This is a genomic window from Bradyrhizobium sp. HKCCYLS2038, from assembly GCF_051167655.1.
Classification (GTDB): domain Bacteria; phylum Pseudomonadota; class Alphaproteobacteria; order Rhizobiales; family Xanthobacteraceae; genus Bradyrhizobium.
On record NZ_JBNPTM010000001.1, the window covers coordinates 1,468,801 to 1,484,192 of the forward strand.

General features: G+C 65.0%; 19 protein-coding genes and 1 pseudogene. 8 read left to right on the forward strand and 12 right to left on the reverse strand.

Annotation, left to right across the window (positions count from 1 at the left end; all coding sequences use genetic code 11):
• Window positions 1–250: 250 nt before the first annotated feature.
• The 7 genes from ACQR1I_RS06290 to pqqA all read right to left on the reverse strand — a co-directional run bounded on the left by ACQR1I_RS06290 (window position 251) and on the right by pqqA (window position 5,801).
• On the reverse strand, window positions 251–919 hold the full coding sequence (locus ACQR1I_RS06290) for a hypothetical protein (RefSeq protein ID WP_434867494.1): 669 nt from the start codon (window positions 917–919) through the stop codon (window positions 251–253).
• 178 nt (window positions 920–1,097) lie between these two features.
• A complete protein-coding gene (gene pip, locus ACQR1I_RS06295; RefSeq protein WP_434867493.1) occupies window positions 1,098–2,087 on the reverse strand; it encodes a prolyl aminopeptidase in 990 nt (329 codons plus the stop codon).
• Window positions 2,080–3,276 carry a pyrroloquinoline quinone biosynthesis protein PqqE gene (gene pqqE / locus ACQR1I_RS06300; protein WP_434867492.1) on the reverse strand — a complete coding sequence of 399 codons (1,197 nt, stop codon included), beginning with the start codon at window positions 3,274–3,276 and terminating at the stop codon, window positions 2,080–2,082. Before pqqE ends, pip begins: the two co-directional genes overlap by 8 nt.
• A complete protein-coding gene (gene pqqD, locus ACQR1I_RS06305) occupies window positions 3,273–3,581 on the reverse strand; it encodes a pyrroloquinoline quinone biosynthesis peptide chaperone PqqD (protein ID WP_434867491.1) in 309 nt (102 codons plus the stop codon). Before pqqD ends, pqqE begins: the two co-directional genes overlap by 4 nt.
• 203 nt (window positions 3,582–3,784) lie before the next feature.
• Window positions 3,785–4,540 (reverse strand): pyrroloquinoline-quinone synthase PqqC, encoded by a 756-nt coding sequence (gene pqqC, locus ACQR1I_RS06310; RefSeq protein ID WP_210261728.1) that lies wholly within the window; start codon window positions 4,538–4,540, stop codon window positions 3,785–3,787.
• Window positions 4,541–4,560: 20 nt separating this feature from the next.
• On the reverse strand, window positions 4,561–5,490 hold the full coding sequence (gene pqqB / locus ACQR1I_RS06315; RefSeq protein ID WP_434867490.1) for a pyrroloquinoline quinone biosynthesis protein PqqB: 930 nt from the start codon (window positions 5,488–5,490) through the stop codon (window positions 4,561–4,563).
• 230 nt (window positions 5,491–5,720) lie between these two features.
• Entirely contained in the window at window positions 5,721–5,801 is an 81-nt protein-coding gene (gene pqqA / locus ACQR1I_RS06320; RefSeq protein ID WP_012029362.1) for a pyrroloquinoline quinone precursor peptide PqqA, read from the reverse strand.
• A gap of 303 nt (window positions 5,802–6,104) precedes the next feature.
• On the opposite strand from pqqA, the gene ACQR1I_RS06325 reads away from it, so the two are divergent.
• Window positions 6,105–6,365, forward strand: a complete 261-nt coding sequence (locus ACQR1I_RS06325; RefSeq protein WP_434867489.1) for a DUF6894 family protein — start codon at window positions 6,105–6,107, stop codon at window positions 6,363–6,365.
• Window positions 6,366–6,429: 64 nt separating this feature from the next.
• Here the strand turns inward: ACQR1I_RS06325 and ACQR1I_RS06330 are convergent, their stop codons facing one another.
• Window positions 6,430–6,864 carry a group III truncated hemoglobin gene (locus ACQR1I_RS06330; protein WP_434867488.1) on the reverse strand — a complete coding sequence of 145 codons (435 nt, stop codon included), beginning with the start codon at window positions 6,862–6,864 and terminating at the stop codon, window positions 6,430–6,432.
• Window positions 6,865–6,925: 61 nt separating this feature from the next.
• Window positions 6,926–8,029 carry a lactonase family protein gene (locus tag ACQR1I_RS06335; RefSeq protein WP_434867487.1) on the reverse strand — a complete coding sequence of 368 codons (1,104 nt, stop codon included), beginning with the start codon at window positions 8,027–8,029 and terminating at the stop codon, window positions 6,926–6,928.
• Between the two features lie 429 nt (window positions 8,030–8,458).
• Between ACQR1I_RS06335 and ACQR1I_RS06340 the strand changes: the two genes are divergently transcribed.
• The 4 genes from ACQR1I_RS06340 to ACQR1I_RS06355 all read left to right on the forward strand — a co-directional run bounded on the left by ACQR1I_RS06340 (window position 8,459) and on the right by ACQR1I_RS06355 (window position 12,027).
• On the forward strand, window positions 8,459–9,853 hold the full coding sequence (locus ACQR1I_RS06340; RefSeq protein WP_434867486.1) for an amidase family protein: 1,395 nt from the start codon (window positions 8,459–8,461) through the stop codon (window positions 9,851–9,853).
• On the forward strand, window positions 9,853–10,329 hold the full coding sequence (locus ACQR1I_RS06345; RefSeq protein ID WP_434867485.1) for a glutathione peroxidase: 477 nt from the start codon (window positions 9,853–9,855) through the stop codon (window positions 10,327–10,329). Before ACQR1I_RS06340 ends, ACQR1I_RS06345 begins: the two co-directional genes overlap by 1 nt.
• The gene (locus ACQR1I_RS06350; RefSeq protein ID WP_434867484.1) at window positions 10,326–10,574 is read left to right on the forward strand and encodes a DUF3297 family protein; all 249 of its coding nucleotides are present in this window, start codon (window positions 10,326–10,328) and stop codon (window positions 10,572–10,574) included. The genes ACQR1I_RS06345 and ACQR1I_RS06350 overlap by 4 nt, the downstream gene beginning before the upstream one ends.
• A gap of 400 nt (window positions 10,575–10,974) precedes the next feature.
• Window positions 10,975–12,027, forward strand: a complete 1,053-nt coding sequence (locus ACQR1I_RS06355) for a hypothetical protein (RefSeq protein WP_434867483.1) — start codon at window positions 10,975–10,977, stop codon at window positions 12,025–12,027.
• Window positions 12,028–12,144: 117 nt separating this feature from the next.
• Here the strand turns inward: ACQR1I_RS06355 and ACQR1I_RS06360 are convergent, their stop codons facing one another.
• Window positions 12,145–12,771: a hypothetical protein gene (locus tag ACQR1I_RS06360; RefSeq protein WP_434867482.1), complete on the reverse strand. Its 627-nt coding sequence runs from the start codon at window positions 12,769–12,771 to the stop codon at window positions 12,145–12,147.
• Window positions 12,772–13,049: 278 nt separating this feature from the next.
• Between ACQR1I_RS06360 and ACQR1I_RS06365 the strand changes: the two genes are divergently transcribed.
• Window positions 13,050–13,514 (forward strand): DUF2269 family protein, encoded by a 465-nt coding sequence (locus tag ACQR1I_RS06365; protein WP_434867481.1) that lies wholly within the window; start codon window positions 13,050–13,052, stop codon window positions 13,512–13,514.
• Between the two features lie 264 nt (window positions 13,515–13,778).
• Here the strand turns inward: ACQR1I_RS06365 and ACQR1I_RS06370 are convergent, their stop codons facing one another.
• Window positions 13,779–14,051, reverse strand: a complete 273-nt coding sequence (locus tag ACQR1I_RS06370; RefSeq protein ID WP_434867480.1) for a hypothetical protein — start codon at window positions 14,049–14,051, stop codon at window positions 13,779–13,781.
• Between the two features lie 145 nt (window positions 14,052–14,196).
• Here ACQR1I_RS06370 and ACQR1I_RS06375 point away from each other — a divergent pair.
• A pseudogene (locus ACQR1I_RS06375) lies at window positions 14,197–14,334 on the forward strand (SRPBCC domain-containing protein); the annotation flags it as partial.
• A gap of 97 nt (window positions 14,335–14,431) precedes the next feature.
• Here ACQR1I_RS06375 and ACQR1I_RS06380 read toward each other — a convergent pair.
• On the reverse strand, window positions 14,432–14,671 hold the full coding sequence (locus ACQR1I_RS06380; protein ID WP_434867479.1) for a hypothetical protein: 240 nt from the start codon (window positions 14,669–14,671) through the stop codon (window positions 14,432–14,434).
• A gap of 173 nt (window positions 14,672–14,844) precedes the next feature.
• Between ACQR1I_RS06380 and ACQR1I_RS06385 the strand changes: the two genes are divergently transcribed.
• The gene (locus ACQR1I_RS06385; RefSeq protein WP_434867478.1) at window positions 14,845–15,387 is read left to right on the forward strand and encodes a hypothetical protein; all 543 of its coding nucleotides are present in this window, start codon (window positions 14,845–14,847) and stop codon (window positions 15,385–15,387) included.
• Window positions 15,388–15,392 lie beyond the last annotated feature (5 nt).

A 15,392-nucleotide genomic window follows, 5' to 3' on the forward strand; every position in this document is an offset into this window, starting at 1 on the left:
TGCAACGCTGCCCCTCATGCACAGTGTGCGGTGCCGCATTGCCGGCGTTCCGCCGCCACGTGTGCGATGCGGTATGGTGGGGATGGTAATGAATTCGAGAACAAAAGAACGAGCCGGGCACACGGGCTGCCACACACAGTCGTCATGCCCGGGCTTGACCCGGGCATCCACGTGTCTCCGCGAATGCCGAATGACGTGGATGGCCGGGACAAGCCCGGCCATGACACGTGGAGAGACGCGGGGCTGCAGCCTAGCGCGATGAGATGTCAGCGCGACTCAAATCCCACATCAGGCGGTAGATGCCGGCGGAGATCTGCGTCGCGAGCGGACCATCGACAGCAGCGAAGCGCGTCGTCATCAGGGTGGCGATGGCGTGGCTGTCGGTGCCGTCGATCAGGATGAACCAGTCGGCATCGCGCGAGCTGGCCGGCAATCCGGCCGCGGGGCCGGAGAGATCGGCATCGCCTTCGAGCAGATGCATCGAGATCACGCCCCGGAGCTCGCGCGGGTCGAGCTCGATCTGCAACGCCTCGCGCAAGGCCTGGTCTTGGTCCGGCTTCGGCCGCAGCCGGATGATGCCGAGCACGGCGCCGCGGCCACAGCCTTTGGAGATCGTGATGCGCGCGACGCTGCGGATCATGTTCTTGAACCGCGCCATCACCGTCGTCGACCATTCCGTCGGCGCCTCCAGCCGCGCGCGGTAGGGCGCGCTGTCGAGCACGTCGATGCTCTCCGTCGAATACAGGGAGAGATATTTCGGGCTGCCCTGCTCGGCGACATAACGCCGCGCCTCGATGAAGCCGGGAATCGCGACGCGCTCTTCGAGATGCTCGCTGTCGTACCAGCGGTTGAAGTCTGCCTCGTGAGCCGCGTCGATATTCATCGACGTCAACAGCATGCCTTTCCCGGCGATGGGCATTTGGAGATGTCCTTGTTCAGCGGCCAATTCCTCATGGTGAGGAGCGCCAGTCGGCGCGTCACCCGGACAATGCTTGCGCATTGCCTGGTGAACCATGAGGCCGGGATGTCTGGGGCCTCATCCTTCGAGACGCCATGCTGCGCATGGCTCCTCAGGATGAGGAGAGGTGATCATGTGTTTAAGGCGCGCTCGTGCGCGTCGCCATATCGCAGATGGCTTTCATGACCGCATCGCGGATGCCGGGGTCATAAAGATTGTGACCTGCGGCTTCGACGACACGGATTTCGGCATCGCGCCACACCTCGGCGAGGCGCGCGGAGGTCGAGGGCGGGCAGAGCAGGTCGTAGCGGCCCTGCACGATGATGCCGGGAATGCCGGCGAGCTTCGTCGCATCGCGCAACAGCTGGTCGGGGGCCATGAAGCTGTCGTTCGAGAAATAATGCGCTTCCATGAACGGCGTCGCCGGCAGCGCGCTGCCGGAGCGGATGGCGAGCCGGTCGAGATGGGTTCGCGCCGGCTTGACTTCGGACAGCGCCCGCTCGGTGTCGTGCCACGCGCGGGCAGCGGGACCATGGATGGCAGGATCGGGGTCGAGGATGCGGCGGAAATAGGAATCGCAGGGGTCGCTGCGCTCGGCCTCGGGCAGGAACTCGAGGAAGTCGCGATGCAGCGCGGGGTGGAAGCGCGCCAGTGTCTCGCCAAAGGCTGTTGCGACTTCTGCGCGCGTGCCGAGAAAGGTCGCGCGCAACACCAGGCCCGTGACGCGCTTGGGATGCGCCTGTGCATAGGCCAGCGCCAATGTCGCGCCCCAGGAGCCGCCGGCGACGATCCAGCGTTCGAAGCCGAACTTTTCGCGGATCGCCTCCATGTCGGCGATCAGATCGGGCAGGGTGTTGTTGTCGCGGCTGCGCGAGGGACGCGAGCGGCCGGCGCCGCGCTGGTCGAACAGCACGGCATGGAAGCGCTCGGGATCGAACAGGCGGCGGTGATCCGGCTGGCAGCCGGAGCCCGGCCCGCCATGCAGATAGACCGCGGGAATGCCGCCGGTGCGGCCGCTGCTCTCGACGTAGATCTGGTGGCCGCCGGAGACGGGGAGCCATTCCGACGTCAGCGGCGCGAACGGATCGTTGCGGCCTGCGGACGCGCGGCCGGCTTCGGCGTCAGGCATCGCTGCCGCTCTCCGGCGTGCCGCCCGCGAAGTTGCGATACAGGAAGCGGTCCTGTCCCGAAGCGGCATCGCGCTCGGCCTGCTTGAAGATGCTCTCGTGCAGCGGCGACAGCGTGCAGGCCGGATCGGTGTTGGCGGCGTCGCCGGTCAGCGCAAACGCCTGGCAGCGGCAGCCGCCGAAATCGATCTCGCGGAACTCGCAGGATTTGCACGGCTCCTTCATCCAGCCGGTTCCGCGATAACGGTTGAAGGCCTCCGAGTTCTGCCAGATCCAGGCGATCGAATTGTTCGAGCGCACCGACATGAAGTCGAGCCCGGTGATGCTCTCGGCGGCATGACACGGCAGCACTTTGCCCGACGGCGAGATGTTGAAGAACTGCCGGCCCCAGCCGCCCATGCACTTCTTCGGCCGCAGCGCGTAATAGTCCGGCACCACGTAGTCGATGGTCAGCGTGCCCTTCAGCCGCTCGCGGGCGTCCTCGACGAGGCGATCGGTGTCTTCGAGCTGCTGATAGGTCGGCATCAGGCTGGCGCGGTTCTTCAGCGCCCAGCCGTAATATTGCACGTTGGCCACCTCGAGCCGGTCGGCGTCGAGATCGACCGCCATCTGGATGATGTCCGGCAGCTGGTGCAGGTTCTGCCGGTGCATCACGGCGTTGACCGTCAGCGGCAGATCGAGCTCCCTGGTCCAGCGCGCCACTTCAAGCTTTTTGGCATGGCCGCCCTTGTAGCCGCCGACGCGGTCGGCGACCACGGGCTCATTGCCCTGGAAGCTGATCTGCACGTGGCACAGCCCGGCATCGGCCAGCTCCTTCAGCCGCTCGCGCGTCAGCAGCACGGCCGAGGTGATGAGATTGGTGTAGAGCCCGACGTCGTTGGCGTGCTGTACCAGCTCGACGATGTCCTTGCGCGCGGTCGGCTCACCGCCGGAGAAATGCACCTGCAGCACGCCAATCTCGGCGAGCTCCGAAAGCACCTTCTTCCACTCGGTGGTCGTCAGCTCCTGCCCGGATTTGTCGAGCTCCAGCGGGTTGGAGCAATACGGGCATTGCAGCGGGCAGCGATGCGTGAGCTCGAGCAGCACGGCCAGCGGAATGCCGTAGGTCTCGGCCACGGAGCCGCGGCGCTCCAGCACGGCAAGGCCGTCATTGCTGTCGATCTGCGGTGCGGTATCGGTGAGCTCGGTCATGATGTCGTCTCCCGAACCTCGGTGAGAAAACCCTTGTCGGCGAGATCCTGCAGCATCGCGACAACGTCGGTCGCGATGACGTCGCGCGGCGCGGCATATTTGGCGACCAGCTCGTCGATGATCACGGCGACGCTGCGCGCACCGTCGCACAGCTTGAGCACCTCGACCGCGATCTCATCCGGCGCCAGCACCCGTTCGGGGGCGAGGATCACCCAGACCTGCCGCGTCTCGTCATACTTCAGCTTGGTATGCCGCGGCAGCACCACGCGGCTGGTTACGGTGACCTGGATGTGACGCGGGGCCATGGTGGGTCTCTAGAGCTTTTCGTTATGAAGCGCGATGGTCGCGCCGAGCACGGTGCAACTCCCCTCCCCCTTGCGGGGAGGGGTCGGGGGTGGGGGTCCCAGCAAAGACTTCCCGTGTGGACCCCCCACCCCGACCCTCCCCCGCAAGGGGGGAGGGAGTACAGTGCCCGTGTGGTGAGAGGCTCGTTTCGCAACGCGCACGCTCACCCCTCCTTCGGCACGAACGCGCCCGGCGGGATGTGGCCCTCGACATACGCGTGATACAGCGCGTCGAGCTGCACCCACAGCACGTTGGTCTTGAAGATCAGCGCATTGCACACCGCGGCGCGTTGCTCCGGCGTCGTGGCGTGCTCTTTCACATAATGCAGCGCGAAGTTGGCGTCGCGCGGCGCCTGGGTCAGGCGGCGCTTGAAGTAGCTCATCGTGTCATTGTTGACGAAATTGTAGTGCTCCAGCATGCCCGAGATGCGCTCCTCGTGAATGCTCGGCGCGAACAGCTCGGTCAGCGACGAGGCGATCGCCTCGAGCGGCGAGCGGTCGCGGCAGAAATGCACATAGGCCTCCACGGCGAAGCGCGTCGCCGGCAGGATGCCTTCGGTGGATTCGACATAGGCGGTGTCGAGACCGAGGCCTTCGGTCAGCTTGATCCAGCGCTCGATGCCGCCCTCGCTGCCGACATCGCCGTCGTGATCCTCGATGCGGTGCCGCCATTCCAGCCGCGTGGCGCGGTCGCGGAAGCGCGTCATCACCATCGCGTCCTTCAGCGGGATCGTCGACTGGTAATAGTAGCGGTTCAGCGCCCAGGCCTGCACCTGGCCCTTGTTGAGCTTGCCGCCATGCAGGAGCTTATGGAACGGATGATGGTTGTGATAACGCGTCGCCCCGATGTGGCGCAGCGCGGCTTCCAGCTCGCTCGCATTGTTCAGCGTGACGCCGCGTCCGATCGACAGCGCCGTCATCCCGCTCAGATTGACCTCACTCACAGTACGATCTCCATCCCTTCAGCGGGGATTTCCCATCCCTCGCGTTCCAACGTTTGCCGCTCGGGTGAGGCGTGCAGCCACGCCGGATTGGAGTTGTTGATGTGCAGGAAGATCTTCCTGCCGATCGCGAGGTCCGCCAGCCGCTTGATCGCGCCGCTTTCTCCGGACATCGCGATATGTCCCATGCTCTGCCCGGTCTTGTTGCCGAGTCCGGCCTGGATCATCTCGTCGTCGCGCCATACCGTGCCGTCGAACAGCACCAGCGGCGCGCCTTGCAATCTCGTTCGCAGATCATCGTCGACGTTGGCGCAGGCGGCGATGACGTAGCAATATTGTCCGCTCGCCACATCCGCGATCTTCAGGCCGAGCGTGTCGCCGGTCGAGGAGCTGCCGCCGGGATGCTGCTTGTCGCGCAGATACCAGGCGCTGGTGCCGGACACTGCGAAGGCGGTGACCTCCAGGCCTGACGGGGAGCCGTCCTGCAGCGCGGGGCGGAACGGAACATCGATCTCGATCGGCAGGCGCTTGACGTTCTCTTCCTTCAGCACATCGAAGATGTTGTTCGATCGGAGGATCGCAAGCACCTTGGGGTGCGCATGGATCGAAAATGGTGAGCTCTCGCGCATCGACAGCAGCCCGGTGACGGCGTCGATCTCGCCATTGGTCAGGATCACGCCGGCGATCGGGCTGTGGCGCAGCGCGCCCGGCTTCGGATGCAATTGCGGCGTCGAGGTGACCTGCTGGCGCAGGTCCGGCGAGGCGTTGATCAGGAACCAGTTGGCGCCATCGGCGCTGACCGCGACGGAGGCCTGGCTGTTGCGGATCTCGGGATGTTCGGCGCGCGCGGCACGGCAGACTGCACAGCCGCAGTTCCACTGCGGGACTCCGCCGCCCGCGGCGGCGCCCAGGACGACGAGGCGAAGCATGAGCCGTCTCCTGGAATTCAGCTGTGGTGACGCACGCGATTACCAGCGGCAGGACGAGCGGTGGCAGGACGGCTGGATGTCAGCACGACCGGCGGCCGCGAGGTGACGAGGGTGGGACATCGCATCAGCGCATGGGCTGGCACATGCGCGACCGCTGATCCCCACCCTCAAGCGTCGACGTCCGCCCCGAGCGGGATTTGCAGGCGGGACTTGGACGTCACACCCGCGAATTATTTGCGGGCGGCGCAGGCGTACATGTTGATTTCCATGCCGACCGGCACTTCAACAATCTTCGGTGCTTTCCAGGCCATTGTCCTCTCCTTCAAGACGGGACGGTTATCGTCCTCGGATTTAAACTACCGTTCTACGAAAAGTTCGCCAGTGGAATCTTTTTGTTTGAGCTTCTCAGGCCCGCTTATTGCAGTGCGAAGCCGCAGCCGCGAATTGCCCGGGTTTTCGTCGGATCGAGCCGCGAAAACAACGAATTCGTGATCGATGGCTTCGCAACGCCGTCCTGTTCCACCAATAGCCTTAGGTGGAATGGGCTGGATAAAGCAGTTGTGAGACGTTCGAGCCTTCAAAATCCCAGCGTGTGACCCCATTGGAAGCTGACGATGCCTAGATATTTCTTCAACACACGGATCGGCGAAGAACTGGTCTCCGACACCGACGGCGAGGTGCTGCGCAATCCCGACCGAGCCTGGGAAGTCGCACGCGACATGATCAAGGAACTGCTGCGCACCGAAGGTGGCAATGCGGCGCTGATGACGGCCGTCATCGAGGTCACCGACGAGGAGGGCGAGATCGTGCTCGAGTTTCCGTTCTCCGAGGCGATCTTCAACATGATGCCGGCGCAATCGATGACCCGGCACTGAGCGCCCCGCGCGGCAGCATGGCCGCGCAGCGAACGGCGTGAACGATGCTCCCGGGTGACCGGGGCTAGACGGAATGACGGGGCCGCACGAGTTCGCCCCGCGTACTGGCGATTCCCATCTCGAAGCTGTCGGCGATGCGCCGCGCCCGGCTGATGAACAGCTCGGCCAGCTCCGGCGCGAACAGGTCGCGCGCGGTGGCCTCGAACAGCTCAAGCCAGCGATCGAAATGCGGGCCCTGCAGCGACAGCATGAGATGCGGCCGCATCGGCGCGCCAGTGTAGCGACCGGTCTTCAGCAACATCGACGACCAGAAGTCGCTGATCCGCCCGATATGCTCGTCCCAATCCTCGACCGTTTGATTGAAGATCGGGCCAATCAGTTCGTCCCCGCGCGCCCGGCCATAGAAGGTCTGCACCAGCAGGCGGATGGAGGCGTCATCGAGTTCCGGATGTTGAACCGCGAGCGGATGGCGTTCGGGTTGGGCGGCGGGGCTGTTCATGGCGCTGTATATAGGGACTGATCACGCCGATGAGAATGCCGCGCCGCCGCAACCCGCCCGCTCACGGCAGGGTGACGAACTCCACCCAGTTCGGCTTCTTGCCGACCGCATGCGACTTCACCTTCTCAAGCGCGCCGCTGGCGGCGTCGATCTTGTACACGGTCATGCCGTTCGACACCTCGCCGACGGCGGCGAGATAGCGGCCTGAGGGATCGATGGCGAAGCCGCGCGGCTGGGTCTCGGTCGGCACGCTGCCGACCAGCGCGAGGCGCCCGCTGGCCGCATCGATCTTGAACGCCGCCAGCGTGTTGGAGCCGCGCTCCGAGGTGTAGAGGAACTTGCCGTCCGGCGTGGCGTGAAGATCGGCCGCCCAGGGCTTGCCGGTGAAACCGGCGGGCAGGGTGGTGAGCCGCTGCTGCTCGGTCCAGCTGCCCTTGTCAGCGTCATATGCATAGACCGCGAGATCGGCGTTGAGCTCGTGCAGAAGGTAGATGAACTTGCCGTTCGGGTGGAAGATGAAGTGCCGCGGCCCGGACTTCTCCGGCGTCTTCACCGTCAGCGCCTCCTGCGCCGTGAGCGCGCCCGTCGCCGCATCGAAGGCGAAGCCGAGCACCTGGTCGGAGCCGAGATTGGTCGCGAACACGAAGCGGTTGTCGGGCGAGGGCAGGAACGCATGCGCGTTCAGCCCGGTCGGGATCACCTGGCTCGGCGCTGCGACGACGCCATTGGCCTGGATCGGGTTCGCCGCCACCTTGTTGCCGCCATAGGAGGCGCTGAACAGCACCTTGCCGGTGCGGTCGAAGGCGATGTTGGCCATGCTGTCGGCGAGCGGACCGTTGCCGATGTGCTTGAGCTCGCCGGTCTTGGCGTCGATCGCAAAGCTCTGCGCCTGGAACGGCTGCGAGCGAACGCCTGATATCAGCACCTTCTTGTCCGGGCTGACCGCGAGCGGGGTCGACGAGCCCGGCTTCTCGACGCCGACGAAGGCGGCGGTCTGTACCGGCGCCATCTCACCGGAGGTGCCATCGAACTTGAAAACGCTGATGTCGTTGCTGTCGGCATTGCCGACATAGGCGAAGGTGTCGGCGTGGCCTGTGCGCGGCGAGAGCGTGGCCGCGGCGGCGAGGACGAATGTTGCGGCCATGATGGTGCCCGATCTGATCATGCTGGTTTCCCCCTTTTGTGATGTCGTTGATTGAGGTCTTAAAGTCGATTGTGAGGGTTGACCAAGCCTGATTCCGGATCGATCGATGCAGGATGGGTATTGATCGCTGAACGTGATCCTCCCGAAGGCGACGTGCGACGGAGCCGTTGAACGCGATGCCAGTTTGTTTCTCCGTCATGCCCGGGCTTGTCCCGCCTGCGCGGCCGAAGCCGCTTCGGCGCGGCGAAGGCCCGGGCATCCACGTCGGTCCACGCGCGCCGTACGACGTGGATGGCCGGGACAAGCCCGGCCATGACGAGGAGGAGGAGAGGGCGAGGGCAACAAGACCCATGCGGTTTGCTGTCGAAGCCATGCTGGAGTGCCGCGCCGCGACGGCTTTCTCCCCTCCAGCCCGCGCGCTACAACAAGCCCGTCACCACGGAGCCCCTCATGACCGATCTCTGGCGCCTGCCGGCTGCCGATCTCGCCGCCCTCATCAAGTCGAAACAGGTCTCCGCCCGCGACGCCGCGACCGCGGCGCTGGCGCGGCTCGATGCGGTCAATCCAGCGATCAATGCTGTGATCGACCACCGCCCCGAGGACGTGCTGCAGCAGGCCGACGCGATTGACGCCAGGCTCGCGCGCGGCGAGGATCCCGGGCCGCTCGCCGGCGTGCCGGTGACGGTCAAGGTCAATGTCGACCAGGCCGGCTACGCCACCACCAACGGCCTCAAGCTGCAGAAGGACGCGATCGCGTCCGCACACAACCCGGTGGTCAACAATTTGGTCAAGGCCGGCGCCGTGCTGCTCGGCCGCACCAACACGCCGGCGGTGTCGTATCGCTGGTTCACCAGCAACCTCATCCACGGCCACACCAGGAATCCGCGCGACCCCGGCATCACGCCCGGCGGCTCCTCCGGCGGCGCCGGTGCGGCCACTGCCGCCGGCATCGGCCATATCGGCCACGGCACGGATATCGCCGGCTCGGTGCGCTATCCGGCCTACGCCTGCGGCATCCACGGCCTGCGCCCGACGGTCGGCCGCATCCCCGCCTTCAACACACAGTTCCCCGAGCGGCCGATCGGCCCGCAGATCAGCGCCGTCTCCGGCCCGCTCGCCCGCACCGTCAACGACGTCAGGATCGCGCTGGCCGCGATGTCGGCGCGCGATGTCCGCGATGTCTGGTGGATGCCGGTGCCGCTCGAAGGCCCACCGCTGCCGAAGCGCGTCACCCTCTGCGTCAACCCCGACGGCCTGAACCCCGTGCCCGAGGTCGTCGCCGCGCTGCGCGACGCCGCCAGGCGCCTCGAGGCCGCCGGCTGGACCGTCGAGGAGATCCAGGACACGCCGCCACTGCAGGAAGCCGCGCTGCTGCAGACCCGCCTGTGGCTCGGCGACGGCTACGAGGCCCAGCTCGCCGCCGCTGAAAAGGAAGGCGATCCCGGCGCGCTCGCCTGCCTGCGCGGCAACCGTGACAAGGTGCATCCGTTCGACCTCTCGGCGACCTTGGCGCGCCGCGCCGCGCTGACCCGGCAGTGGCTCCTGTTCATGGAGCAGCATCCGCTGCTGCTGCTGCCGGTCTCCGGCATGCTGCCGTTCGCCGACCAGCTCGACCGCAAGGACGAGGAGTCGTTCCAGCGGGTCTGGCACGCCCAGCTGACGCAGATCGCGATTCCGTTCTTCGGCCTGCCGGGCCTGGTGGTCTCGACCGGAATGGTCGGCCGCATCCCCGTCGGCGTCCAGCTCGTCGGCCAGCGCTTTCGCGAGGACATGTGCCTCGCCGCAGGCGAGGCGATCGAGGCCGGTGGCACGCCGCCGTCGCCGATCGATCCGGTGCTGCGCTGATGGCCAGCGTCTACGATTTCACCTCGACCTCGCTCGCCGGCGAGGAGGTGCCGCTCAAACGCTTCGAAGGCCAGGTGCTGCTGATCGTCAACACCGCCAGCGCCTGCGGTTTCACCCCGCAATATCGCGGCCTGGAAGCCCTGCACCGCGCCTACGCGGGCAGGGGCTTTGCCGTGCTCGGTTTTCCCTGTAACCAGTTCGGCGCCCAGGAGCCCGGCACGGCCGCGGACATCGGCGCGTTCTGTTCGACGAAGTACGATGTCACCTTCCCGCTGTTCGCAAAGATCGACGTCAACGGCGCCGAGGCGCACCCGCTGTACAAGTTCCTGAAGGGCGAGAAGACCGGCCTGCTGGGCTCGGCGATCAAATGGAATTTCACCAAATTCCTGGTCGATCGCCGGGGCAAGGTGGTGGCGCGCCACGCGCCGACCACCACGCCCGAGGCGCTGAAGAAAGAGATCGAGGCACTGCTGTGAGCGACAACGAAACCTTCACCTTCCCGGACCGCCTCTCGGTCGATCCGAAGAGCCCCTATTACAACGAGGCGATCCTGTCGCGCGATGTCGGCATCCGCTTCAAGGGCGCCGAGAAGACCAATGTCGAGGAATACTGCATCAGCGAAGGCTGGATCCGCGTCGCCGCCGGCACCGCCAAGGACCGCCACGGCAACCCGCTGACCATCAAGGTCCACGGCCCGGTGGAGCCGTATTTCAAGGACTGAAGGAGGGTGGCCACTTCTCGGCACCACTCTTCAAGTCTGAGGCATTGGCCGCGCAACCATCGTCCGCCCTCGAGATGGGGCACTCTGCCAACCCCGTCGTCATGCCCGGGCTTGTCCCGGGCATCCACGTCGCTCCGCGGATGCCGCAGGACGTGGATCGCCGGGACAAGCCCGGCCATGACGAGTGGAGAGAGCGGGGCCATCAAGCGCAGTGCCCGCCGCCGGACAATTCCTTCCGTCCATAAAAATGAGCGTCGCTCAAAAATCATATTGAACGTCGCTCAAGATTTGCTACACTAACCCTCGTCCGCTCCGGCATCCGCCTGTCCCGACGCGCAACGCGCCAGCGTTGCCGCGAACGCCATCGGCATGCCCGGCGCGCCCAGACGAGGTGACGACCATGTCCTATTCCGACCACGACCTCCGCGCCGCCGCGAGCGCCGGTGCCATCGCCCCCGACGAGCTGCAGCGCCTGCTCGCCTTCCTCCAGCACAACGCCGCGGCGCATTCACCCCGCGCCAAATTCGATGCCGCGCATCTGCTCTGGTACGCCGGCGCGCTGATCGTGATCGGCGCGATGGGCCTGTTCTCGACCGTCGCCTTCTCGCAGATGGGCGGCCGCGCGCTGACCGCCTGCGCGCTCGCTTATGCCGCAGCCTTCGGCCTTGCCGGCAACCACCTCTGGCGCCGCGACCTGCGCGTCCCCGGCGGCCTGCTGATCGCCATTGCGGTGTCGATGGCGCCGCTTGCCGTCTACGGCGTGCAGGAGGAGCTCGGCTGGTGGGGCAGGTTCGGCAAGCCCGGCACGGTTCAGGACTTCTACGTCTGGATCAAGGGCAGCTGGCTGTTCATGGAGCTCGCCACCATCGCGGCAGGCAGCATCGCGCTGCGCTTCTACCGCGTGCCCTTCATCTACGCGATCATCTCGGTGGCGCTGTGGTTCATGTCGATGGACCTGACGCCCTGGATCTTCAACGTCAGCCACATCGATTGGGAGATGCGCCGCATCGTCTCGATCTGGTTCGGGCTCGGCATCCTGAGCCTTGCCTGGATCGTCGACTACACCAGCGACAACCGCGATTTCGGCTTCTGGCTGCATCTGTTCGGCCTGATGGCGTTTTGGGGCGGCATCAGCGCCACCGACGGCGCCACCGAACTCGGCAAGGCGGTCTACTGCCTGCTCAACGTCGGCCTGCTGCTGACAGCCGTCATCATCGTCCGCCGCGCCTACGCCGTGTTCGGCGCCATCGGCATCACGATGTATCTCGGCCATCTCGCCGACGTCGTGTTCAAGAACTCGCTGCTGTTCCCATTCGCGCTGTCGCTGATCGGCGTCGCTGTCGTCGCGGCGGGGCTGGCGTATCACCGGAAGCAGGGGGCGATTGCCGCGTGGCTGCAGGCGAACCTGCCGCCGGCGGTGCTGCGGTTGCGGCCGCGCGAGGCGGTCGGCTGAAACCTCGGTGACGACCGATGTTGCGGCCGTCCTTCGAGACGCCCGTCTCCAGCGGGCTTCTCAGGGCGAGGTCAGTCTCCGCGGCGTCAGTCGTCAGTCGATCTCCTCGCTGGCCGATCACAGCGGCTGGACACCATGAAGCTCCAACAGCGCATCCACATATTGTGCGTAGTTGACCGAAGGATCCGCACTTATCGGGCGCTCCCGATGGGCTGCGACGTACTTACGCAGCGAATCCAGCTGGCCGAGTCTGATCAGGAAAATCGGCAGGTACATGATGAATGCAGGGGATGCCCTTCTTTCCTCGACGGCTGTGCGCCACACGGCCTCGATGTCGGTGTTCGCCTGGATGAAAGGATATCCGCACGTCCGGATGCAGTGAACGATGTCATCCGCTACACTTGGCTGCAATGGCTTGCCACTATATGTCCAGGACATCCGCGCCTGGCTGTCCGCGTCTTGTTCGGCAAGCTGCTGCAAGTTGATCATGATCAGGGGCGGTCCATTCTTGCCAGTTTGCCATGGCGCCCCCAATCGCTTCAGCGCCTGGCTTGAGGTCTTCAGGAGTTCGTCGTTGAAGAGTCCAACCACCGGACCCAGGCTATAGCGTCCAGAATCGATGGTGATCCATCCCCGCCAGACCCCGCTCCATGGCTTGACATAGATCCTGCGGGACGGCTGCTTGAACCCATCCTCAGCGAGCGCCTCGGAAATGCGCTTGAATATCTCAATCGACGCCGTCACGGGACACGCCTTGCCAAGTCGCAGTTCGACCTTCGATCAAGCGCCGCCCCGCGTCGTCCGATCCGCCAACAGCGTTTCGAGCATGTAACGGCACGCTTCATCCTCACTGGCAGACTGGCGAATGCCCACCTGCTTGACATTCGCCCGCTGGCACGCGGCGCTCTCCCCAATCTTGTCATTCCTTCCGAGCCATTGCATGGTCGGTCGAGAGATGCGTTCTCTCGGCGCGCAAGCTGACGGCGACGCTTGATCGAAAATGACGGGGGCGATGCCGGTCCATGCTCTATCAGACGCTGACATTGATTCACATCATCAGCTCGACGGTTCTGTTTGGCGGTGGCGTCTTTGCTGGTGTGCTCGGCACGATCGTCTATGGCTCGAAGAAGGCGAGATGGATTGCAGACTTCGGGCCCGCCATCGTCAAGGTGGAGCTCTATCTGACGGTCGTGGCCGCGCTGATCCAGGTGGTCACTGGGTCTTGGATGGCATCGATCGCGGATTATCCGATGTCGACGGGATGGATCGGATGGGCCTTGACGCTGCTTGGCGTAGCCGGGGTCTGCTGGATCATCGGCGTCCGGCTGCAGCATCGCATGGTCGACCTCTCGAACAAGGCGGTTGCGACCGGCTCGGAACTGCCCGCCGAGTATCACAGGGGATTCAAGATCTGGACCTTCCTCGGCCTCCCGTCGACGGCAGCCATGCTCGGCATTTTCTATTTGATGGTGTTCAAGCCGTCCTGAAAGCCTCGGAGTGAGGGGTTTGTTTCCACAAGCTCGACCGTCGATGCGGAGACAGACCCCTCACCCGGTTTCTCACTTCGTGAGAAACCACCCTCTCCCACAAGGGGAGAGGGTGCACCGGCGGCTTGGCGAAAATGGGCGTCGCTGCGGTGCCAATGACTGCGCCCTCTCCCCTTGTGGGAGAGGGCTACACAGATATCGACGACAGGCTCGCTCGGGTGAGGGGTCTCCGCACGCGCGAACGCATCTGCGGAGAGAAACCTCTCACCCAACATGATCGTCACTTCGAGCGGCCAGCTCATGCTTCGTCCTGAGCACAACCTTGGAAAATTCGACGCCCGCCCACATTCCCAAAAGACCGCCCATGCCGAGGCCGACCAGGACGCCCAGCAGCGCGAGGATGCTCCAGTCGTTGTGAATGCCGCCTCGTGCGAAACTCAGGGCAAAGAAGCCGATCGCCAGCGCCGCGTAGCCAAGACCGGCCGCTCCGAGCGCGCCGCCCATCAGGGCCGCGACGGCAATGAATGATGCTCGCATCGCTGTTCCCACCGATCATGCTTGCAGCGGTCCCGGGGCATAATTTATCTCACCAATTGTCGGGACTGGCCAGCCTGCTTCGTCCTTCGAGCACATCTGCTGCACGCTTGCAGCGAGCCGTCAAACCGAGCCAGGAGCAACAGCCATGCGGATCACCGTCGAAACCACCGTCGCAGCCCCGATCGACCAAGTCTGGCGCGCCTATACGACGCCGGCCGACATCGTGAAATGGAACGCCGCCTCGGACGATCGGCATACGACCAAGGCCACGGGTGATTTTCGGTGACAGTGCATGAAACTCGTCGCTGAAAACCTGAAGCTCAGCGGCAGATGTCCTGCAGCGTCGCTGCTTGCTCGCTCCGACTGCATGGGTGCGACGCTCAACGCCGCGTCGTCTGGTCCGCCAGCAGGGTGTCGAGCATGAAGCGACAACCCTCATCCTCGCTGGCAAACTCCCGAATGCCGACCTGCTCCCCGCGCTCATAGTAGTAGAATCTCCAGACGGGGCCGTCTCGCTCCAGTCGATACTGCTCTTCGGTGGCCCCGACGCCGTCGATGCTGAAAGCGTATTTTGAGATGTTGTGGTTAGCCAGGGTTCGTTTCAACTCGGAAGTGTTCACGTCAGGGCCCTTCAGGTGAGACTTTCGTCACTGCCTCTCGCGCGGCACGCCCCGGCCCGGATATAAGGCGCGAAGTCGGCGGCGATGTGCGAAAGCCTGCACCGCCATGGTGGACAGGCGGCCGGTGCCGGTCAATGCTATCGTTCAACCGACCGCAGTTGCACGAGCCCGCCATGAACCTCGATCCCGAAAACGGCCACCTCCTGGACGACGTCATCAGGCACCTCGCCGAGACCGTCGCCTGGTGCACCTCGCGTCCGCGGCCCTGGTTCGCTGCAACGACATTTCGGAGCGCCGACATCGCGCCTGAGTTCGGCTGCCGCACGCGCAAGGCCTGGGTGCAGTCGGTCGCCGACCAGCGACGCCAGCGCCTCGGCGATGGCATTATCACCTTCTCGAAGATCTACAATTACAAAGGCCGGCTGCTCGCGTTCTTCCCGGACGGCAGTCTCGATTGTGGCGTGGCCCACGACGAGACCGAAGGCTTTTTCACCTACGGCAACGTGCCGCCGTGGGATACGTGGGTCGCCTATCTGCAGGAGGGGCCCACCACCAGCTATGTCCTGGCATGGGTCCCGCAGCCTCTGGCGCCGATGGTCAACGACGGCATTCGTGTCATTCCCGAGGAGTGCGTCGAATGGATCGACGAGCGCCGGCCGCATCTGCTCGAGGCGCTTGCGGCGCGAGGGCTTCACGTTGAAAAGCCGGGGATGTGATCTGC

Excerpts from the sequence above, each read along its gene's own strand:
- ACQR1I_RS06290 (WP_434867494.1), bottom strand. The coding sequence starts at position 919 with ATGCCCATCGCCGGGAAAGGCATGCTGTTGACGTCGATGAATATCGAC.
- pip (WP_434867493.1), bottom strand. The coding sequence starts at position 2,087 with ATGCCTGACGCCGAAGCCGGCCGCGCGTCCGCAGGCCGCAACGATCCG.
- pqqE (WP_434867492.1), bottom strand. The coding sequence starts at position 3,276 with ATGACCGAGCTCACCGATACCGCACCGCAGATCGACAGCAATGACGGC.
- pqqD (WP_434867491.1), bottom strand. The coding sequence starts at position 3,581 with ATGGCCCCGCGTCACATCCAGGTCACCGTAACCAGCCGCGTGGTGCTG.
- pqqC (WP_210261728.1), bottom strand. The coding sequence starts at position 4,540 with ATGACGGCGCTGTCGATCGGACGCGGCGTCACGCTGAACAATGCGAGC.
- pqqB (WP_434867490.1), bottom strand. The coding sequence starts at position 5,490 with ATGCTTCGCCTCGTCGTCCTGGGCGCCGCCGCGGGCGGCGGAGTCCCG.
- pqqA (WP_012029362.1), bottom strand. The coding sequence starts at position 5,801 with ATGGCCTGGAAAGCACCGAAGATTGTTGAAGTGCCGGTCGGCATGGAA.
- ACQR1I_RS06325 (WP_434867489.1), top strand. The coding sequence starts at position 6,105 with ATGCCTAGATATTTCTTCAACACACGGATCGGCGAAGAACTGGTCTCC.
- ACQR1I_RS06330 (WP_434867488.1), bottom strand. The coding sequence starts at position 6,864 with ATGAACAGCCCCGCCGCCCAACCCGAACGCCATCCGCTCGCGGTTCAA.
- ACQR1I_RS06335 (WP_434867487.1), bottom strand. The coding sequence starts at position 8,029 with ATGATCAGATCGGGCACCATCATGGCCGCAACATTCGTCCTCGCCGCC.
- ACQR1I_RS06340 (WP_434867486.1), top strand. The coding sequence starts at position 8,459 with ATGACCGATCTCTGGCGCCTGCCGGCTGCCGATCTCGCCGCCCTCATC.
- ACQR1I_RS06345 (WP_434867485.1), top strand. The coding sequence starts at position 9,853 with ATGGCCAGCGTCTACGATTTCACCTCGACCTCGCTCGCCGGCGAGGAG.
- ACQR1I_RS06355 (WP_434867483.1), top strand. The coding sequence starts at position 10,975 with ATGTCCTATTCCGACCACGACCTCCGCGCCGCCGCGAGCGCCGGTGCC.
- ACQR1I_RS06365 (WP_434867481.1), top strand. The coding sequence starts at position 13,050 with ATGCTCTATCAGACGCTGACATTGATTCACATCATCAGCTCGACGGTT.
- ACQR1I_RS06370 (WP_434867480.1), bottom strand. The coding sequence starts at position 14,051 with ATGCGAGCATCATTCATTGCCGTCGCGGCCCTGATGGGCGGCGCGCTC.
- ACQR1I_RS06385 (WP_434867478.1), top strand. The coding sequence starts at position 14,845 with ATGAACCTCGATCCCGAAAACGGCCACCTCCTGGACGACGTCATCAGG.